We start from the raw sequence: 18,733 nt of genomic DNA, 5'->3' as shown, positions 1-18,733 counted from the left end.
TAATGATCTTGTGACGGGTCGAGGCGAGCTGACGGATACGGCGTGGGAGCGGATAGAGCCGCTGCTTCCGGGTGCGGACGGGTGTGGGCGCCCGTGGCGGGATCACCGGCAGGTGGTCAACGGGGTGCTGTGGCGACTGCGGACGGGTGCGCCGTGGCGTGATCTGCCCGAGCGGTATGGGCCGTGGCAGACGGTCTACGAGCGGTTTGCCCGCTGGGATGCGGACGGTACATGGGCGAAGTTGCTGGAGCATGTTCAGGTCCGTGATGACGCGGTGGGCGCGGTGGAGTGGACGGTTTCGGTGGACTCCACGATCAACCGCGCCCATCAGCACGCCGCCGGCGCCCGCAAAAGGGGGAGGCCGACGGGGACAAACTGGAAGATCCGGAACGTACGGCGGCGTCGCAGGCCCTCGGCCGGTCCCGGGGCGGCCTGACCACCAAGGTTCACCTGGCGGTCGATGGCCGCGGCCTGCCGCTGTCGCTCGTGCTCACACCCGGCAACGTCAACGACTCCACCATGTTTGAGGCGGTACTTGACGCTGTCCGTGTCCCGCGTACCGGGCGGGGACGGCCACGTACCCGCCCGGACCGGGTCCTGGCGGACAAGGCTTATTCGTCCCGGGGGATCCGTGCCTGGTGCAGGCGTCATGGCATCGCCGTTACGATCCCTGAACGCTCTGACCAGGTCGCCAACCGGCTCCGTCGGGGTTCCCGGGGCGGTCGACCACCCGCCTTCGACGCGGAAGCGTACAAGCACCGCAACGTTGTCGAGAGGTGCTTCAATCGGCTCAAGCAGTTCCGCGCGGTAGCGACCCGGTTCGACAAGCTCGCGGACCGCTACCAGGCCGGACTCCGCCTTGCCTCGCTGATCTTGTGGCTCCGCGAGCCCGGGTCGGCAGGCGCTTAGCGCCCGGACGCCAGGACGGTGAGCACACCAGATGGGATCCCCAGCAGACCCAGTCGGGACAGAAGTGCCGCTTCCTGTTCCTGTGTGACCTCAATCCACAGGGCGGTTCCCGAGTCGCTGGCACTGAAGACCAGCCGACCATCCCGCCAGCCTTCGGCGTTGATTGTGTAAGGAGCCAAGTCCGACAGCACTTCGAACTGTCCGTCGTCTCGGACATCAATGTCGATGCCCATCCCAGGATCGGAGCGCCTGGAGCGGTTACCGCGCACGACCTCCTCCCGAGCCAATGACAAGGCACGCTCATATGAGTCCAGGACCTCGGGCGGCCAGAAGTCACCGCTGTAGGCATCGATGTGGGCTGCGTCGATGCTCGAACGCAGCACGTGAAGTGCTTCGCGATGAACACGCACAACGTCCGCCGGGCGAACTCCGTCCATGAGTACGAGCTCGCGGACCCGGACACCATCCTGACTGATCACATGCAGGACCCTCCCACAGGCAGCCAGCGGACTCCACAGAGAGAAGCCGCCGCAACGTGATCATTATCAGACACGGCCTAGGGCGGGGGCGCCTTGCGGTTAGCCATGAGGATATGGGGCTCGGCCGTCACCCGGCCGTTCTGTCAGAGGTGCGACCGCACTGGACGGGCGGCCGCTTCTCCCAGGACACGCCGGTATCTGGGCCCCAGCGCCGAAAGCTCCACGACCCAAGGACGAAGCTGTGGGCGTACTGATCGCGGCAGTACGGGGTCATGACCGGACAGGGCGAGCACATCCTCAGCTCCCTGACCAGCTTGCATACCTTGGCGTTGGAGTCCTCGAAAGAAGTCCTCGCCGAACTTGTCGCCGTTGTTCCATTTGCGGCAGCAACAGGTCAATGAACTTGAACTCCGCCGTGTCGTCCACCTTCGAGACCGGGACTTCAGAGCGCAGGTTCAGTACCGCAGTGTCGTCGGCCGCCGCGAGCAACCGCACCGGCACGGATGCCGCACGCGTAATGAGCGAACACCACCTGCGTAGTGGTCAGGACATACAGGCCGAAGCGATCGGCGCGCACTGCGTCGACATCACCCCGTCCCCGGTGGAGGGCCGCCGGCCGCGGCCGCCCGGGCACACCGCCTACACCGCCACCTGGCACCGGCTGCTGCCCGCCAGGCGAGACCGCCCCGAGCCGGCGGAGGACGCCGTGCCCCAGCTGAGCGTCCACGCCCGGGCGGTGGCCACCAGCATCAGCCTCCAGGCTCTTGTGCGGGCCTCCAGGACCCCGGCCGGACCCGTCCAACCCGACCGCGTCACACGTGCGGGCAAGCCGTCGCCGACCGACCAGGCGACCGCCGCGGCCCTGTGCGAGCAGCTGCAGTTCGCCGACCCTGCCGACGTGGACGATGACGGCCAGGAGGACCAGGAGCAGCAGCTGGTGCTCTCCCCGGAGCGGCTGGCCTGGCTCGAGGAAGTGCAGCGCCGGATCGGGGAACTCGCCCGCGAGGCGCCGAATGCGAAGAAGCGCCGCGGTGGAACCGCGGCGCCGCCGCACCAGTCGGCCGACCCAGCACGGCAACCCAACGACTCCTACCAGCCCCCAGGAAGAACGCCATGACGCCGATCATCACCGAGCAGCCCGCCGGGGAGCGGCCGCACCTGGTACGCCAGCTGGAGCGGATCGCGTCGACGAACGGCGCCGAGCAGCCGTGCATCTGTCCCACCTGCCCCGGCCCCCGGCCGGCCGGATCGGCACCGCCGCAGCCCGCCCGATTCCCGCGCCCTGACCCGGCCGCGGTCCTCCGGTGGCGCGGGGGAGTATGTGTGTATGGAGCCAGAGCAGGACCTGCAGGAATCCCGTGCCCGCTACTTCGGCAGGTGCGCAGCGATGATGTACCGCGCGCTGCAGGAGCATCCGGGCGATCCGAGGGCACCTGTGGAGTCGCTGGACCTCACCGCCGCAGAGCCCGGGCACGAGGGGCTTTTTGACCAGGCCCTGTCGAACGGCCTGGCAGCGATCGTCGCGACGCACTGGCCGGGGGAGGAAGCGAGGCCGAACGGCCACGTCTACTTCGCGCGGGATCTGCTGAAAGTGATCGCCGGGAGGGCTGCCGAGGACGGGTCGCCCGGCGTGCATCTCATCGAGGACCCGGCGCCGGTTGAGCCGCTGCCGCCGGGACCGGCGGGCACCATCTTCGACGTTCCGCGGATTGTTCCGGAACCGGTGATCACGCGTGTCGACGTGGCACTGTTGACCGAGGCCATTGACCTGAGCGGGAACGCCCGGCACGGCCGCGGCAACGGGGGGCTGCAGCGGTGCCACATCGAGGCGCTGCTCGCTCTCGACGACCACCCGGCCCTGGGGACCTTGACCGAGGAGATTACAGACCAGGACGGGACCCGCGCACGGGAGGAGAGCCGGCTATCAGTCGCGCAGGCCCAGTCCCTGCTGGAACTGATCGGCGGCGACGAAGCGGGACGCCGCGCGGAGGCGGCCGTAAACCCCAACGGTTACGACCCCAAGACCAATCCCGAGGGGATCGAGGCCCGCGACTGCCCCGTCTGCGGGTTCGAGACGTTCTTCGGGCTGGGGTACGACATCTGGGGCTGGGTGGCCTATGGCCAGTGCGCGGTGTGCTCCTACCAGCGCAGCCAGCGGATGGCAGACGAAGAGGGCGCTCGCCGGCAGATCGAACACCTCCTCAACGAGGACGACTGAGCCCCTTGCTGCGGGGCACGTTCCGGGCGAAAGTCGGCGGGACGTGCTCGGCCTGCGGGAGCGCGAGCGCGGCCGGGGCGAGCCGATTCGGAAAGTCGGGCAGGCCGGCAGGCGCTGCCACAAGCCGAACTGCATGCCGAGCGCCGTCTCGGCCTGGCCCACCGCGTTGGCGATCGTCGTGTCGGCAAGCAGGGGGCGAAGGCGTGCCCGGCTTGGATCAGGCAGCGGGTGGAGTCGACCAGGTGGGCGTAGGTGTCCGTGACGGCTGTGGTGGATAGCTGGCCGGTCTCCGGCACCAGGTACGCCATGGCGCCTGTGTAGCTGGGATGGGCGTTGCTGGAGGTCAGCTTGTATGGCACGTACAGCTGAGGGCCGCCGTCGTAGAGCTTGCACATGTCCTTGAAGTTCTCGAAGTCGTTCGCCAGCCGGCCCTTCTTAGGCGGAGGTGTTCCGGCCGGCATCGCCAGACCGGCCGGGACTGGCCACCTGGTGTCCACGACTTCCTTGATCAGGGCGCGCATCTGGCGGTGCTCAGCGTCTTCAACTGCGCCAGCAGCTGGTTCTCCGGCTTCGACGAGCCACTGGAGGGCGAGGGTGTGCTGCAGGATCAAGCGCGCGTTGGCCGCACATTCGTGGCGCAGCCCGTGCTGGTGCGCCAGTGCGATCAGCTGGCTGTTTCGGACGATTGCGGCGAACCAGCCGTAGGCGATGGGGAAGACGCGCGCTGACACATCCGGTGCCGTGACCGGTCCGCTCATGCGGCCTATGGCGTCCAACGCGGCGACCATGATCTGGATTGCCTCGGAGGCACGCCTTGCGGTCTCCGCGTCGTCCGCGAACTCGTCTGCAGGGGAGGGGCTTCCGACTGTCATGAAAGCGGATCGTTGCAGCAAATGCGGACCCGTGGGAGCCGACCACGAAGTAGCACGCGGCCCCGTGCTCTTGGCTGCGCGGCGGTGCGCAGTGGCCGGTCCGGTTGGCAGATGTCGTACGGGGCGGCGTCGGGTCCGCGCTGGCATCGACACCGGCGCCGGGAGCGGCGGTGGTGCGCGGAGCGAATACTTCTCGTCATTATGACGAGATTGATGGTAGGGTCGATTCCGGTAGCCCCGGTGGTGGTTTCGCCGCCAGGGGTGAAATGCCGGGCTGGAAGTGAGGTGGGGGCCGTGGCGAGCGCGGTGGCGGTGCCGGGGACGGGTGCGGTGCTGGACGCGCGGATGGCGCTGGCGCTGAACGTGCACACCTGTCCGGGCGTGTACGCGGTGCTGCTCGGGCGGGCATCTCGATCGCCTCGGGGGTGAAGACCGGCTGGGGCATCGTGCAGGACCTGGTGGCCAAGGTCGCCGCCGTGCACGAGCCGGACGACCCCGACGCTGGCGCCCGGGCTGCGGCTGACCCGGAATCCTGGTGGGAGGCCCGGTTCGGCGAGCCGCTCGGGTACTCCCGCCTACTGGCTGAGGCCGCACCGACCCCGGCCGCCCGGCAGGCCCTGCTGGCCGGCTACTTCGAACCCGCCGACGGTGAGGACGCCGGCAAGCAGCCCACCGCCGCGCACCGCGCCCTCGCCCGGCTGGTCAAGCGCGGCAGCATCAAGGTCATCCTCACCACGAACTTCGACTGCGGGGGTGCCGCCGGACCCCGGGTTCTTGACGTCGGTCATTCAGGGTCTGGGGTTGGTCGCAAGCCAGTCTTGCAGTTCCCGGTGCCGGAACTGGTAGGCGATGCCGGAGATCCGTAGCAGGCCCGCTTCGTAAGCCCAGTTCAAGAAGGCGCCGAGGCGCCAGGGCAGGAGTTGGCCCCGGCACACACACAAGAACACCAGGTAGCGCCGTACCGCAGACCGCGACCACGGCCAGAAGCCGATCACCAGGACGAGGCCCAGTCCGGCGATCACTCCCGTTCCTGGTTGCAGGGTGATTCCGATGGCTGTTCCCAGCGTGATGCCGAAAGCCGCGCCGCTCGCGAACCCGACGATCAGGTCGTCCCTGAGCGGATGGCGGGGGTCTGTGGGCACGATGTACCCCCATCCGATTGCGGTGATGATCGTTGGGCTGCCCAGGACGATCACTGCAGCGAGCCCCATCCCGAACAGCATCTTTAACAGGGGCTCGACCACCACGCCGAGTCCACCCCACTTGCCTCCCCAGCCTCCTGCCAGCCCCATATCCAGCCCGAGTGCCAGCGCGGTGGCCAGGAAGACCGCGATCTCCCCGGTGAGCCCGCGCCTGCGAGCCGGATGGCCCAGGCTGCGGGCGCTCCTGGGGGGCCGCACTGTATTAAGGGTGACCGACCACGCCGAGCAGATCGTAAACAGCACCACTCCCGGCAGTGGGACCAGGGAGAATCCTGACGGGCTCTGGCCCATCAGAGCCGCATCAAAAGCCAGGGCGAGCAAGGCCGTGGCAGCCGCATCGAGTGTACGGACGCGGCGGGGACCTGCGAGGGTCCACAGCTGATGCAGGAGCAGGTCGGTTCGGGGCTCGGCTCCAGCCGAGCCCGCCAAATGGGTGGCCAGGACGCTTAACCACCGGTGCACCTGGCGAGGAGTGTAGGGGCCCGGGTGCTGAGCGGTGGCGGCCTGGAGGTGGCGGGCGAGCAGGTGGTCGCGGACCGCGGCCGGGGAGGTCAGAGCCAGCAGGTCAGCCGGGTCGCGGACGTACGCGTGCGTCTCCGGATCGCGTTGCTCGTACACGGTGACGGCCAGGTTCAGGCGCCACGGGGTGTCCAGGGCACGGGCCAGGACCCCGGCAGGATCGGTGGCCAGGGCGGTCAGTACGGTCGCCCAGCGGGCAGGGGCGGCGGCGCGGCCAGTGAGGTAGGCCGTGGCCTGGGGCGGGGTGACGGGACGGATCTGGACCCGGGCGGAGTCCCGCATGTGCACATCCGCACTGGCCAGTTCCTCGTACTGTTCTGCCCGGCAGGTCAGCACCAGGGGAGCACTGCCCCGCGTGTCCTGGTAGTCATTGAGGAGAACTATGGCGGCTATCGCACGCCGGCGGCCGAGAGGCGTGGTGCTGTCATCCATCTCGTCCAGGCCGTCGAGGACCGGCAGGATTCGCCGCTGGTCGACCAACGCCTGCGCGACGTCGGTCGTAGTGCCGTAGCGCTGGTGGATTTGCTCAGCCAGCCATTGGGCCAGCGGCTGCAGCGTGTCCCAACTCGCGAGGGAGAAACGCACCGGAACCGGATCAGCGTCGCCGCGATCGGGGTCGTCCAGGATGTCGATGAGCAATTGCAGGACAAGCAGCGTTTTGCCCGCCCCCGGTGCTCCAGTGATCAGCAGCCGGGCAGGGCGCAGGCTGCGGTAGTAGGCGAGCACGTCCGCGAGATGTCCACGTGTGGCTGTACGGACCGCGTCGTTCCCCGTGGCGTGCAGGTACTCGAAATTCACGTCGATGCGTCGGCCACCCGCGCCCAACAGACTGGCGACCTGGTCCCGTTCCGAGACCCTGACCGCCGCCGCCAGGGCCCGTGACTTGAGGTCCAGGTCCGCCGATGCCTCGGCCCGGTCGTCCCGGTACGCCGCCCAGGCGAGGAACGCACCGGGAAGCGTCGGCACCAGCGCCACGACTACAGCGCTCGCGCTGCCAAGGTGATACCGGCGGTTCAGCCACAACACGATCAGCAAGGTCGCCACCTGACCAATCGCGTACACCAGGCCCACCTGCCTGACCCGCGTCCCCCCCATCCTTGAAGCGTCCCGCACCCCCGCACGGTCCAAGTACCGGCGTCAAGTCTGGTATCTGACTGTGACCAAGGTTGAGGAGGGCGAAGCCTGCTCGACTGCCGCCGGGAAGCCTGCTGCTGGGCGGGGCGCGCGAGTCCCGGCAAGGTGGCTGCCCGCCGCGCCGCGGGCCGACGCGACCACCGACGGCGCCCCGGACGATCCGGTACCGCCAGGGCAGACGGCAGCCGCCGGCCATGTCCCGGCCGCTGGCGAGCCCGAGGCCGCATTGGCGTCGGTGTCGACTGCCGTCGGGGTCTCCGCCGTATCGGCGAGTACTTCGAGGCCGAGCGGCCACTGCTCGCACCGCTGCCGGAGGAGCCGTTCGAGACGGGCCGGCACTTCACCCTGAGAGTCGACCGCTACAGCCAGATCAGCGTCCGGACCAACCGCTACTCGGTGCCAGTGCGGCTGATCGGCCGGAGTGTCCGCGCGATGCTGCACGCGTCTGAATTGATCGTCTACGAAGGCCGCGAGGAGGTCGCCCGGCACGAGCGGCTCATCGCCAAGGGCGGCACCCGGCTTGAGTTGGACCACTACCTGGAGGCCCTCGTGCGCAAGCCCGGCGCCCTGCCCGGCGCAACCGCGCTCGACCAGGCCCGCTCCGCAGGCAGATTCACTCCAGTCCACGACGCCTGGTGGGCGGCGGCCGTCAAGGCCCACGGCGAACGCGACGGCACCCGCGCGCTCATCGAAGTCCTCCTTCTGGGCCGCCACCTGCCTCACGAGCACCTGGTCACCGGCCTCGCAGCGGCCTTGAACACGGGCGCTCTGACGGCTGACGCCGTCGCGCTTGAGGCCCGCAAGGCTGCGGAAGAGGACAGCAACACCCTCGCAGAACACGTGCCGCCAACGGCCGACCGGTCGAAGGTCACTTCCTTGGCTTCCCGTCGCCTGGCCCACCTGCCTCCCGACAAGCGGCCGCTGCCCTCGGTCGCCCACTACGACCAGCTGCTACGACTGCGCCGACCGGACCGCCCCACCCCCTGAAGGAGACCGACTGTGACCATTCCCCGCCAGCGAGGACTCACCGAGCAGGCCGCCACCGCGGCAGTCGACCAGGCATGCCGGATGCTGCGACTGCCAACCATCCGGTCCCAGTTCCCCGAACTCGCCGAGACCGCCGGCCGCGAGCAGATGTCCTACCTGGGCTTCCTCTCCGAACTGCTGCTGGCCGAGTGCGACGACCGGGCCCGGCGCCGCTCGGAACGACGGATCAAGGACGCCGGGTTTCCCCGCGACAAGTCACTTCGCAAGTTCGACTTCGACGCCAACCCGAACATCGACGCGGCCTTGATCCACACCCTCGCCAAGTGTGAATGGATCAAGAAGAGTCTGCCGCTCTGCCTCATCGGCGACTCCGGCACCGGCAAGTCCCACCTGCTGATCGCACTCGGCACCGAAGCCGCGATGGCCGGCTACCGGGTCAAGTACGTCCTGGCCACCAAGCTCGTCAACGAGCTCGTCGAGGCCGCCGACGAGAAACAGCTGACCAAGACCATCGCCCGCTACGGCCGCGTTGATCTTTTGTGCATCGACGAGCTCGGCTACATGGAACTCGACCGCCACGGCGACGAACTCCTCTTCCAGGTCCTGACGGAACGCGAGGAAAAGAACAGCGTCGCCATCGCCTCCAACGAGTCCTTCGGCAATGGGGACAGGGGTTCGGCGACGAAGTCCTGGCCACCGCCATCCTCGACCGCCTCCTGCACCACTGCGACGTGATCTCCATCAACGGCCCCAGCTACCGGCTCAAAAACCGCCTCGCCGCCATCGAACGGGAAACCGACGTCGCCTGAGCGCTTGACCAGTCGTCTCAACAAACTGCAGCTGTTGCCTGAGCGTCGAACGGCTTCAGGCTCTCACTGGAACACAGAGGCCGCATCATCGCTCTGTGCCTGGTAAACGGTCACGGTCGCGGCCACAGCATCGACTTCGATCGGTCCCGCGATCCTCAGCCAGACCAGTTCGGGCAGGCCCTCGGAGCGATCGAGTCGGCCGACCGCCTCGGTGGGCCAGGGCAACGGCAGCTTCGGCAGATGGACGAGGGAGATCCCATCGATGAAGGAGAAACCCAGTGCGGGTTCCCACGGGCGAACCGAGTAGAGATTGGACAGCGAGACCACCACATCGGGCTTCCGCGGCCCCTCGCGCAGCCATACGTCCAGTGTGTTGTCCTTGCGGTCCTCGTTGGACTCGTCCAACGAGACGCGCTCGATGAAGTAGCTGATGCAGGACTCCAACGTCCGCGCCGCATTCGTGCATCGGTTCTTGAAGGCGTCAGTCGCCCCATGCTCGTCGGCCACGACACGAGAATACGGCGAGTGGAACGGTCCATGAGAGCGGCTTCGCTGAGACCAATCAGTGGTGCACACAACTCCGTACGCGCTGGAGCACTCGGATAAGTACGCGGACACTTGCCCCTACTGCCAGACCGGGTTCACCACCGACGCCAGCCCCCGCCGGATCTTCTGCTCCAAAACCTGCCGGGACCTCTCGCGCACCAGCGAAGCCGCGCTGGAAGATCGCACCTGCCCGATCTGCGACAACACCTTCCGCGCGGCCAAAACCGTCCGGCAGGTCTACTGCTCGCCCACCTGCCGCCGCGATGCCGAACGCCAACGCGACCAGGCACGTGACGCAGACCGGGCCCGCCGCCTCGGAGAAAACCCGCTCCCGCAGCGCACCGCACCGCCGGCGCTGCCCGAACTGACGGAACCCTCCATCATGACCAGACCCCCCAACCGCCCGCTACTGCGGCCTCAAGCCCCCGAACGCGACCCCCTGGAACCCACCGCCACCCGCGACTGCCCCCACTGCCACCAGCCCGTCACCATCGTCGCGCTGCTGGCGACACCCGAAGCCGCACGACCCACCGTTCACACCACCATCCCCGACATCGTCCCTCTGCGACGGGCCCCCTGACGGACACACGATCCACCTGCCAGTGCTGGCTTCTGAAGGCCAGCACTGGCACCATCGATCAGGCGAGCAGGTCCATCAATCGAGCGGCTTGCCGATCTGCTGTCCCCGGCGGATTCCTTGGCGCGTCGGCGTCGTCAAAGGCGAGCAGGAACAGCCAGACGAGGGCGAGGAGGCGGCGGCAGTGCGTCAATCGCACCGCTTCGGCCGCCGTGAGGTCGAAGTGCCGCAGGAAGAGCGTGGAATCCAGAGGATGCTTCACCCAGCTGGCCACGTGCTCCGTGATCTCTGCCAGTTCAAAAGCACGATCGCTGCGACCTGAGTCCTCGAAGTCGACCACCTGAACTCGCAGCCCGTCCCAGAGGTAGTTCGCGAGATTCCCGTCCCCGGGCCCGAAGACACTCAGAAGATCCTTCTGGCAGCTGGTGTCCAGTCCGGACCGGTCCAGCCAGTCCATACCTTCATCCATAGCCCGACCTAGCAGGCTACTGACCCGAGGGCGGGCTTGAGGGAACCACGAACGGATGTGTCCGATCAGCTCCCCTTGATGCCCAGGCCGCAGCGGAACTCCAGCCAGAACGTCCGACGGCACCGCTTCATGCACCCTCTTTACGGCCGCAGCAAGCGCCTCGACCTGATCGTCGTCAAGCAGCAAACCCCGCAGCGGTTCACCGGCCAGCCTGGACATCACCACAGTGGGCTCCGCTGCGGCAAGATCCGCCCCCAACGGCGTTGGAGCCAGTCCGGGCGCATACCGAGCAAGCAACCCCAATGCGCGCCACTCACGCCGACCACGCTCACGATCTTCGCCACGGAACCGCTTGGTCACGCTGTTGGATCCCAAAACGATGGTGTGAGTGCTCCACCGATCAGAAGTCATGACGACAGATAGTGCCAGGCGAAACCCCGCTCATCGCTCCCCACCCTCCCCATATCTTCCAAGTCCCAACGAAATGAGGAGGAAGAGCACCACCGGCCGATTTCAAGGCTGTGGCGGAAATTTCGTGAAGCACCTGATGGCGGTGGGGCCGACAGCTGAGTCATGCTTGATCGCTAGCGCCGGGGCGCGGGGTCCGGCATGGCTCTTGGGGGTCCGCGGTGGTAGTCAGTGAGCTGGTGCGCGCAGAACTGCGACGGGTCGATTGGGCTTCGTTGGAGTGCGGCTGCGGCGATTCTGCGGACCATGTGCCTCTTCTGATCGAGACGATCATCACCGCTGAGACGCCCCGGGACATGATCGGATACACCCTCGATGGTCACGTTGAGGAGAGCACGATCATCTTCGAGTGCACTCCGCCGGCGGTCGGCGTGATCATGGCCGCGCTTGCGGGCGACCTCTCGACACTGGCCCGAGACGTGCTGCTGCAGACGTTGTCGTTCGTAGCCGCAGGCTCCGGCGACTATGAGCCGGATACAGAAGGTGCGGGTCTGGGCGACGGATGCCGGACCCACGCTCAGGAGGGGTTCTGGGGGCTCGTCCAGCTCGGGCTCACGGGTACTGCGGAAGTCGCCGAAACGGTCGCCGACATCTGTGAGTACTTCGAGCTGGGCGGTGACAAAGCCGCCTTCTACCAGGCCGAGCTTCGCGAACGTATGCGCGCGAAGACCAAGCGCGGGCGACGCGTCTGACGGTGAAGATCACGGTGGTTGGGCGAGGACGAGGGTTCGCAAGAGGGCGAAGGAAGCACGGCCGTATGACCGGCGTTTGATCAGTTTGATGCGTGTGACCTGTCCCTCGACGGCACCGGAGCTCCAGTGGAGTGTCAGGCCGTTGACGACGGCATCCCAATCGTTCTGGAGGAAAGCCGCGAAGCCCTGGACCGGTTGTGGCCCCTGGTCGAGAGCACGGGCCATCCAGTGCGTGAGGTCGTGACCTCGGCGTTCGCGGGCAATGGCACTGAACTCGTGAGCGAGGTCACGGGCGGTGGCCAGATCAGGACAGGCATCCAAGATGCGGTCGAGCTGTTCGCGCTGGCTGTCGGTCAAGCTCTCCGGGCGCCGCATGATCCAGGTCGTGATGCGGCGGGGACTGGGAACAGGCTGGCGTGGTTCCGGGGCGGCGGTGCCGGCACGGAGGGTCGCGATGTACTTGGTGACCACGACGCGGCTGCCGCGGTAGCCGCGTTCGCGGATCTCGCGGAAGAGGGCTGCGGCGTTGGTGGCGCCGCCGCGGAAGCGTTGTTGCAGGTAGGGCTTGAAGCGGTTGATGTGTCCGTTGGGGCGGCGCTCTCGGGCCGAGGCGAGGATCTGGTCGAGGTCGGTCGTGAGGTAGTGGCGCACCGTCTTGCGGTCGCGGCCCAGGCGGTCGGCGATCGCGCTAATCGTCCAGCCGCGTTCGCGCAGCTGGTGGATGTCCGTGTGCCACTGGCGGACTCGGGCCAGGAGCTGGCTGTCGGGTGCGTCGTTCGGCTCCGGCGGTCCGATCAGTGCCGCCAGGGCGGCTGAGTCCGACGGCTCCTCGGTGTGGTCCAAATTGCCGGTCTCGGCGCCTTTGCGCAGGCAGGCACGGTGTTGGTGAGCGGTGCGTTCGACTGCTCGGGCAAGCGAGTGGAGTAAATGCCAGCGATCTGCGACCTGGATCGCGTCGGGGGCCGCACGGGCGGCGGCCTGGCTGAAGGTGCTGCACCGGTCCCGGCAGATCACCTTGATCTCGGGGTGGTCGGCGAGCCAGGTGGCCACTTCGTCCGCGGTGCGGTCGGGTAGCAGGTCGATCGGCCGCCGTGTTTCGACGTCGATCAGCACGGTGCCGTAGGTGGCGCCCTTGCGGAACGCGAACTCGTCGATGCCCAGGACCGTGACCTGGCTGGACGGCGGGTCCGGGAGCCGTCGGAGTTCCCCCAGGATCATGTCCCGGCTCGCTCGCACTGGCAGATAGCTGGCGAGCCGGGCGCCGGCCCGGCCACCGACGGCCAGCCCGATCGCCTGCACCATCCGGGCGAGCGCCTGGGTGCGGCGCCGGTACGGGTTGGTCAGGCACGACACCTGTTCCGCCATGGTCCGGCGGGAGCACAGGCCGTTGTCGCACAAGAACCGCCGGACCCGCAGGCGGAGCAGCACCCGCTGGCCCCCCAGCGGACGGTCAGCCAGCCTCCGCATGTACGTGCTGTGCACACGCGAGGCCAAGACATCGCACGAAGGGCACTTCACCGTCGGCTGCCTGGCGTGCAGATCGATCCACACGACGTTTCCGACGACGTCCACCGCATCGACGATCAGTCCCTCGACGTCAGGCCACACGAGATCCCAGAAGTGCTGTTCGTCCCCCACGGTCAACATGCTGGACAACGGACATCACGGGCCATGACGGATGTTTAGAACTGGCCGTCACGAAATTTCCGCCACAGCCGATTTCAAAGATCCCCATCACCGGCGCTACGTTCGCGCCCGGATCGGCGATTCGGGGCGCGGAACGGCGAGTGCGTCGGAGCCCACTGACGTAGGTGCGGCCGGAACGGCGCCTACACCACGGCGGTGCGCAGCGGCCGGTCGGGTCGGCACAGCGGGCAGAGTGCGGCGTCGGGTCGCTCGAGGACGGTCCGGGCCTGCTCGGTGCTGGCGGGCCGGGTGAGGTCGCGGGCGGCGCGGCAGTCGCCGCGGTGCACGACGCGGGCCGGGCCCCGATCGGGTCCGAAGTAGACCGACTCTTCGACCTTCCAGGCCGGGGTAATGCCGGGTCGCTCGGTGGGGACCTGGTCGTAGGGCTGGCCGTCGACCGGCCGGCACAGGGCGGCGGGGGCGCGGAAGTCGACTGCGGCGGGCAGGGCCAGGAGCCGGCCCCGCTCGCTGCTCTGACTGGGCAGGTGGATCTGCAGGTCGTACCACCAGCCGTCAGGCTCCCTGCATCGGGACTTCACCACGGCGAACAGGTGCTGCCCGTCCGGGAGGGTCACGTCGACCAGCGGCCCGTCGGCCTGCGGCAGGGCAGCCGACTGCCCCACGCCGTGCTCCTGGTCCTGGTCGTCGCTCACCCCTCAAACCTAGTTCGATTCCCCGTTCGAATTCACGGTGGAACGCTCCCCGCCGCCGCACCCGGGCCGCTGTGCCGTGCCACTGATTCCTAATGTCGTTTGTCAAGTTCGGTGCCCGGCCGGGATGCCTCATAACGGTTCATAGTCGGCATATGGAGATGGGTAGTTGAGGTCGCGGACTGTGAGTTCAGGATTCCGGTACCTCGCCGAGAGTCGGTCGACCGTCTCCCGGATCACCGCATCCAGCCTGGCCAACGTCAGCGCGCTGCCCCATTGCTCGTAGGTGAGTAGCTTGAGGATGTTCATCCAGTGGGAGCGGGCGGCGTCCGGTGCGACCGCGTTGAAGCCGACGAAGAGTTCGTAGTCCCGCCGCGGCTCGGAGACCACGCCGGCGAGGGGAACTCCGGCCAGGTCGTCGCCGGTCAGGGGATGCCCAGTGGTGACGGCGGCGTCGTTGGACAACGCGTAAAATCTCAGGGCCAGCAGCGTCCTGCTCATACCGTCGGCTGCCGGAGCGGGCATCCGCCAGACGGCATAGCCGTCCAGTCGGCGATCCCGTTGCCAGGACACCTGGTCGTGGACCTCGAACACCGTGTCGCCGTATGCAGCACAGGCGTCCCAGATCTCCTGCGGGGTTTCGACCGGATCCGGCATGGTTCCAATCCTTCCGCACGTGCCGGGATTCGGATACCGGTTGTGCGGAGGGACGCATAGCCGCAGGGGAGTCATGCGGCGACCGGTTCCGGTGGTGCGGGCTGGTAGCAGCGTTCGTCGCGGAGGAGCGCCCACAAGACGTTGACGCGGCGGCGGGCGAGGGCGAGGACGGCCTGGGTGTGGCGCTTGCCCTCGGCCCGTTTGCGGTCGTAGAACCGGCGGGACTCATCGCACTTTCGGATGCTGAACAGTGCGGAGGTGTAGAAGACGCGCTGGAGCTTGCGGCTGTATCGCTGGGGGCGCCGCAGGTTCCCGCTGATCTTGCCGGAGTCACGTGGGACCGGCGCGACTCCTCCAAAGCCGGCAAGCCGGTCAGAGGTGCCGAAGACGGTCATGTCACCGCCGGTTGCGGCCAGGAACTCGGCGCCGAGGATGATGCCCAGGCCGGGCATGCTGGTGATTACTTCGAAGTGGTGGTGGTTGCGGAACCGGGCCTCGATGAGCTTGTCGAGCTGGGCAACCTGCTGGTTGAAGGCCATCACCTCCTTCGCAAGCGTGTGCACCATCTGCGCAGTCAGCTTCTCGCCGGGCAGGCTGGTGTGCTGACGTTCGGCGGCCTGGGCGGCCGTCTCAGCGAGGTGATCGGCGTTGCGGACGCTGCGGTTGCGAAGCCAGGTCTCCAGTCGCTTGCTGCCGAGCCGGCGAAGGGCAGCCGGGGTCTGGTAGCCGGTCAGCAGGATGAGGGGGCCGGTGTTGGTGACGTCGAGTGCCCGCTCCAGGCCGGGGAAGATGCCGGACAGTTGGGCCCGGAGCCGGTTGACGGTGCGGGTGCGGTCGGCGACCAGGTCCATGCGGCGGACGGTGAGGATTTTGAGGTCGGTGACGGTTTCGTCGCCGGTACGTATGGGGTGCAGGTCACGTCGGATGCGGACTTGGTCGGCGATGACTGCGGCGTCCTTCGCGTCGGTCTTGCCCTCGCCGCGGTAGCTCTCGGAGGCACGGTGAATGGCCCGGCCGGAGATGTAGTGGACGGCCTGGTCGTGGTTGAACAGGATGGCGATGACCAGGGCGGCTCCGCCGTCGGCCAGGTCGATGCCCCAGGTCACCTCGTCGCCCAAGGCTAGGACGTCGGCCAGGAGTTCAAGGAGTTCGGGCTCGTCGTTGGCGACGCGTCGCGACAGCAGCCGACGGCCGCCCTCATCGATCGCGACACAGTGGTGGTGGGTCTTGCCTGCGTCGATGCCGGCCCAGATCGCGGTCATCGTGCCTCCGTAACGTGCGGTGTGCTGGTGCCTCCCGACGGACGACATCGCTGTCGATTCCCTACGGAGCGATCGAGTCGCAATTCCTAATTGGCAGCCGAGTCGTCGTGGGGCGTCGGGCGGCCAATCAGTGGAAGCCACAAGCGGCAGAAGTTTGAAAGCCACACCCGACGCCCCTGGGTGGGCCAACCATACGAAGGGCTCGCCCGTCCCGGTCAACAACGTAGGGAAGCTTGACCGATTGCCATCGAACCTTGACGGAAGGGAGTTTGTGTCACCGAAGATTGATCACGCAGGTCGGAGGATCGGGCGAGCGTCGACCCGTCAGGCCAGGTGTGCTTGGAAGATCGCGCGATTGACCGAGGTGTAGGCGTGCTCACGCTCGGACCACCGGATACGTTCGGCGATCTCGTGGTCATCAGCGACGTGCGGCGGCGGGCTGGCGAGGTGGCTGCGCCACCAATGGGCGTTTCGGGTCTGGCGGTCGAGCGTGGCGTCGATGAGGCGGGAGCGGGCGGCGGAGTGGAGCCCGTACGCGTCGGCGAGGACGCGCACCTGCGCCGCCTGCGCGGGTGTGGGCGGAGCGTCGGATTTGGAGGAGATGCACCAGGTCCACGCCATGTATCCGAGGTCCTCAAGGGGATTGCCGGGGGCGGCGGTGTCGAAGTCGATGAAGGCGACCGGGACGTCGTTCGTGAAGACCGTGTTGTTCGGCCCCGGGTCGTGGTGACAGACCACGGGGTGCCGGCCGGCCAGGCGGCTGCCACGGGTGGCGTCGTGGAAGGCGCGGAGCAGGGCGCCCGCGGCGGCCACCTGGGGGTCGCTCCAGCGTTGGAAGCGGGCCGGCACCCAGCCGGGAAGGTAACTGAGGACCTGCCGGCCGGCCGCGTCGAACCCGAGGTGACGTGGAGCGCCGGTGAAGCCCTGTTGCCAGAGGCCACCGAGCAGCTCGACGACGAACGCGGACGACGCCGCGACCGGACGCCGGACCGTGTCGCTGACCCTGACTACACCAGGGGTGATGCGCCCGCCGGACAACGGCACTTCGCTCTCCATAGCTCCATCCTGCATGTCACCTGGACGCTCCACCGACCGCTACCCGCGCAGGGCCGTCGGTCAAGGTTCCCTACCTTGTTGGCACGGGATCGGGCGAGCCCTTCGTATGGTTGGCCCACCCGGGGTGTCGGGTATGGCTTTCAAGGTTCTGCCGCTCGTGGCTTCCACTGATTGGCCGCCCGACGCCCAACGACGACTCGGCTGCCAATTAGGAATTGCGACTCGATCGCTCCGTAGGGAATCGACAGCGACGTCGTCCGTGGCACGAACGCACTGTCCGACGCACGGAGGAACCGAGTGGCCGCCATCTGGGCCGGTATCGACGCAGGTAAGACCCATCACCACTGCGTGGTGATCGACGAGACCGGGGGTCGGCTGCTGTCGCGACGCGTCGCTAACGACGAGCCGGAACTGCTCCAACTGCTCGCCGACGTCTTGGCTCTGGGCGACGAGGTGACCTGGGGCATCGACCTCGCCGACGGCGGTGCCGCCCTGGCCATCGCCTTGCTCCTCAACCACGGCCAACGCACCTACTACATCTCTGGGCGAGCCATCCACCGCGCCTCCGAGGGCTACCGCGGCGAAGGCAAGACTGACGCCAAGGACGCGGCCGTCATCGCCGACCAGGCCCGCATCCGCCGCGACCTGCACCTCTTGCGGACTGGTGACGAGATCGCTACCGACCTGAAGCTGCTCACCGTCCACCGCTCGGACCTGGTCGCCGACCGCACCCGCACCGTCAACAGGCTCCGCGCCCACCTCACCGGTATTTTTCCGGCCTTGGACCGGGCACTGGACCTCACCAACACCGGACCACTGACCCTGCTGACCGGCTACCAGACCCCCGCCGCGCTTCGACGCCTCGGCCCCCGGCGGCTGGAGACCTGGCTGCGAAACCGCAAGGTTCGCGGCGCGGGCCAGATAGCTGAATCGGCGCTGGAGGCCGCTGGGAATCAGCACACCAGCCTCCCGGGCGAGAAGATGGCCGCACGGATGGTCCGCACCCTGGCCAGCCAGGTAATAGCGCTCAACCAGCAGATCGCTGAGATGGACAAGCTCATCGGCGCCCGATTTCGCGAGCACGGCCACGCCGAGATCCTCGCGAGCCTGCCGGGTCTGGGCCCCATCCTCGGTGCCGAGTTCCTGGCCGCCACCGGCGGCGACATGGACGCCTTCGGTAGTCCGGACCGGCTCGCCGGCTTCGCCGGCGTCGCACCCGCGCCTCGCGATTCGGGCAAGATCAGCGGCAACCTCCGCCGTCCGCAACGCTACAACCGCAAGCTCCAGCGGGTCTTCTACACCTCCGCGCTGATCAGCATCCGCTGCTGCGAGGAATCACGGCGCTTCTACGACCGCAAGCGCGCCGAGGGCAAGCGCCACACCCAGGCCGTCCTCGCCCTGGCGCGACGACGCGTCAACGTCATCTGGGCACTCCTGCGCGACCAACGCTGCTACCAGCCAGCACGGCCAGGGACGCCCGCACCTGCTGGGACGAGTTGAGCCTCGGTCAATTACTCCTTGGACTCGCCCGCACGGTTTCG

General features: G+C 67.8%; 19 protein-coding genes and 1 pseudogene. 11 read left to right on the top strand and 9 right to left on the bottom strand.

The window, feature by feature from the left end; translation table 11 throughout:
* The first annotated feature begins 10 nt into the window (after window positions 1–10).
* Window positions 11–909 (top strand): IS5 family transposase gene (locus OG900_00195; GenBank protein WUH88699.1). Its coding sequence is split into 2 segments (ribosomal slippage): window positions 11–359 and window positions 359–909, totalling 900 coding nucleotides; the frame shifts between segments, so codons are not numbered across the junction.
* On the opposite strand, the gene OG900_00190 is transcribed toward OG900_00195, so the two are convergent.
* Window positions 906–1,388: a hypothetical protein gene (locus OG900_00190; GenBank protein ID WUH88698.1), complete on the bottom strand. Its 483-nt coding sequence runs from the start codon at window positions 1,386–1,388 to the stop codon at window positions 906–908. The two genes, OG900_00195 and OG900_00190, sit on opposite strands and share 4 nt — an antisense overlap.
* A 517-nt stretch (window positions 1,389–1,905) precedes the next feature.
* Between OG900_00190 and OG900_00185 the strand changes: the two genes are divergently transcribed.
* The 5 genes from OG900_00185 to OG900_00165 all read left to right on the top strand — a co-directional run bounded on the left by OG900_00185 (window position 1,906) and on the right by OG900_00165 (window position 5,344).
* Window positions 1,906–2,505, top strand: a complete 600-nt coding sequence (locus OG900_00185) for a hypothetical protein (protein ID WUH88697.1) — start codon at window positions 1,906–1,908, stop codon at window positions 2,503–2,505.
* Window positions 2,506–2,715: 210 nt separating this feature from the next.
* Window positions 2,716–3,606, top strand: a complete 891-nt coding sequence (locus tag OG900_00180; protein WUH88696.1) for a hypothetical protein — start codon at window positions 2,716–2,718, stop codon at window positions 3,604–3,606.
* 527 nt (window positions 3,607–4,133) lie between these two features.
* The gene (locus OG900_00175; protein ID WUH88695.1) at window positions 4,134–4,334 is read left to right on the top strand and encodes a hypothetical protein; all 201 of its coding nucleotides are present in this window, start codon (window positions 4,134–4,136) and stop codon (window positions 4,332–4,334) included.
* Between the two features lie 438 nt (window positions 4,335–4,772).
* A complete protein-coding gene (locus OG900_00170; GenBank protein ID WUH88694.1) occupies window positions 4,773–4,907 on the top strand; it encodes a hypothetical protein in 135 nt (44 codons plus the stop codon).
* Window positions 4,904–5,344: a hypothetical protein gene (locus OG900_00165; GenBank protein WUH88693.1), complete on the top strand. Its 441-nt coding sequence runs from the start codon at window positions 4,904–4,906 to the stop codon at window positions 5,342–5,344. Before OG900_00170 ends, OG900_00165 begins: the two co-directional genes overlap by 4 nt.
* Here the strand turns inward: OG900_00165 and OG900_00160 are convergent.
* Window positions 5,267–7,261, bottom strand: a complete 1,995-nt coding sequence (locus tag OG900_00160; GenBank protein WUH88692.1) for an NACHT domain-containing protein — start codon at window positions 7,259–7,261, stop codon at window positions 5,267–5,269. The two genes, OG900_00165 and OG900_00160, sit on opposite strands and share 78 nt — an antisense overlap.
* Before the next feature lie 504 nt (window positions 7,262–7,765).
* Between OG900_00160 and OG900_00155 the strand changes: the two genes are divergently transcribed.
* Entirely contained in the window at window positions 7,766–8,320 is a 555-nt protein-coding gene (locus OG900_00155; GenBank protein WUH88691.1) for a hypothetical protein, read from the top strand.
* Window positions 8,321–8,332: 12 nt separating this feature from the next.
* Window positions 8,333–9,129, top strand: a pseudogene (gene istB / locus OG900_00150) (IS21-like element helper ATPase IstB).
* Between the two features lie 63 nt (window positions 9,130–9,192).
* On the opposite strand, the gene OG900_00145 reads toward istB, so the two are convergent.
* Window positions 9,193–9,636 (bottom strand): hypothetical protein, encoded by a 444-nt coding sequence (locus OG900_00145; protein ID WUH88690.1) that lies wholly within the window; start codon window positions 9,634–9,636, stop codon window positions 9,193–9,195.
* A gap of 61 nt (window positions 9,637–9,697) precedes the next feature.
* On the opposite strand from OG900_00145, the gene OG900_00140 reads away from it, so the two are divergent.
* Window positions 9,698–10,255, top strand: coding sequence for a hypothetical protein (locus OG900_00140; protein ID WUH88689.1), 558 nt, complete (start codon window positions 9,698–9,700; stop codon window positions 10,253–10,255).
* 58 nt (window positions 10,256–10,313) lie between these two features.
* On the opposite strand, the gene OG900_00135 is transcribed toward OG900_00140, so the two are convergent.
* Entirely contained in the window at window positions 10,314–11,081 is a 768-nt protein-coding gene (locus OG900_00135; GenBank protein ID WUH88688.1) for a phosphotransferase, read from the bottom strand.
* Window positions 11,082–11,368: 287 nt separating this feature from the next.
* On the opposite strand from OG900_00135, the gene OG900_00130 reads away from it, so the two are divergent.
* Window positions 11,369–11,881 carry a hypothetical protein gene (locus tag OG900_00130; GenBank protein WUH88687.1) on the top strand — a complete coding sequence of 171 codons (513 nt, stop codon included), beginning with the start codon at window positions 11,369–11,371 and terminating at the stop codon, window positions 11,879–11,881.
* Between the two features lie 9 nt (window positions 11,882–11,890).
* Here OG900_00130 and OG900_00125 read toward each other — a convergent pair whose 3' ends face one another.
* The 5 genes from OG900_00125 to OG900_00105 form a co-directional block, all read right to left on the bottom strand.
* A complete protein-coding gene (locus tag OG900_00125) occupies window positions 11,891–13,519 on the bottom strand; it encodes an ISL3 family transposase (GenBank protein ID WUH88686.1) in 1,629 nt (542 codons plus the stop codon).
* A 191-nt stretch (window positions 13,520–13,710) separates the two neighbouring features.
* Window positions 13,711–14,220: a DUF6233 domain-containing protein gene (locus tag OG900_00120; GenBank protein ID WUH88685.1), complete on the bottom strand. Its 510-nt coding sequence runs from the start codon at window positions 14,218–14,220 to the stop codon at window positions 13,711–13,713.
* Window positions 14,221–14,349: 129 nt separating this feature from the next.
* On the bottom strand, window positions 14,350–14,874 hold the full coding sequence (locus tag OG900_00115; GenBank protein ID WUH88684.1) for a hypothetical protein: 525 nt from the start codon (window positions 14,872–14,874) through the stop codon (window positions 14,350–14,352).
* A 71-nt stretch (window positions 14,875–14,945) separates the two neighbouring features.
* Window positions 14,946–16,136 carry an IS110 family transposase gene (locus OG900_00110; GenBank protein WUH88683.1) on the bottom strand — a complete coding sequence of 397 codons (1,191 nt, stop codon included), beginning with the start codon at window positions 16,134–16,136 and terminating at the stop codon, window positions 14,946–14,948.
* 324 nt (window positions 16,137–16,460) lie between these two features.
* Window positions 16,461–17,192, bottom strand: coding sequence for a phosphotransferase (locus OG900_00105; GenBank protein WUH88682.1), 732 nt, complete (start codon window positions 17,190–17,192; stop codon window positions 16,461–16,463).
* A 297-nt stretch (window positions 17,193–17,489) separates the two neighbouring features.
* Here OG900_00105 and OG900_00100 point away from each other — a divergent pair, with 297 nt between their 5' ends.
* Window positions 17,490–18,692 carry an IS110 family transposase gene (locus OG900_00100; GenBank protein WUH88681.1) on the top strand — a complete coding sequence of 401 codons (1,203 nt, stop codon included), beginning with the start codon at window positions 17,490–17,492 and terminating at the stop codon, window positions 18,690–18,692.
* The last annotated feature ends 41 nt before the right edge of the window (window positions 18,693–18,733 follow it).

The organism is Streptomyces sp. NBC_00433 (assembly GCA_036015235.1).
Lineage (GTDB): Bacteria > Actinomycetota > Actinomycetes > Streptomycetales > Streptomycetaceae > Actinacidiphila.
This window is presented reverse-complemented; position numbering and strand designations above follow the sequence as displayed.

Excerpts from the sequence above, each read along its gene's own strand:
- OG900_00185 (WUH88697.1), top strand. The coding sequence starts at position 1,906 with ATGAGCGAACACCACCTGCGTAGTGGTCAGGACATACAGGCCGAAGCG.
- OG900_00180 (WUH88696.1), top strand. The coding sequence starts at position 2,716 with ATGGAGCCAGAGCAGGACCTGCAGGAATCCCGTGCCCGCTACTTCGGC.
- OG900_00155 (WUH88691.1), top strand. The coding sequence starts at position 7,766 with ATGCTGCACGCGTCTGAATTGATCGTCTACGAAGGCCGCGAGGAGGTC.
- OG900_00115 (WUH88684.1), bottom strand. The coding sequence starts at position 14,874 with ATGCCGGATCCGGTCGAAACCCCGCAGGAGATCTGGGACGCCTGTGCT.
- OG900_00110 (WUH88683.1), bottom strand. The coding sequence starts at position 16,136 with ATGACCGCGATCTGGGCCGGCATCGACGCAGGCAAGACCCACCACCAC.
- OG900_00105 (WUH88682.1), bottom strand. The coding sequence starts at position 17,192 with ATGGAGAGCGAAGTGCCGTTGTCCGGCGGGCGCATCACCCCTGGTGTA.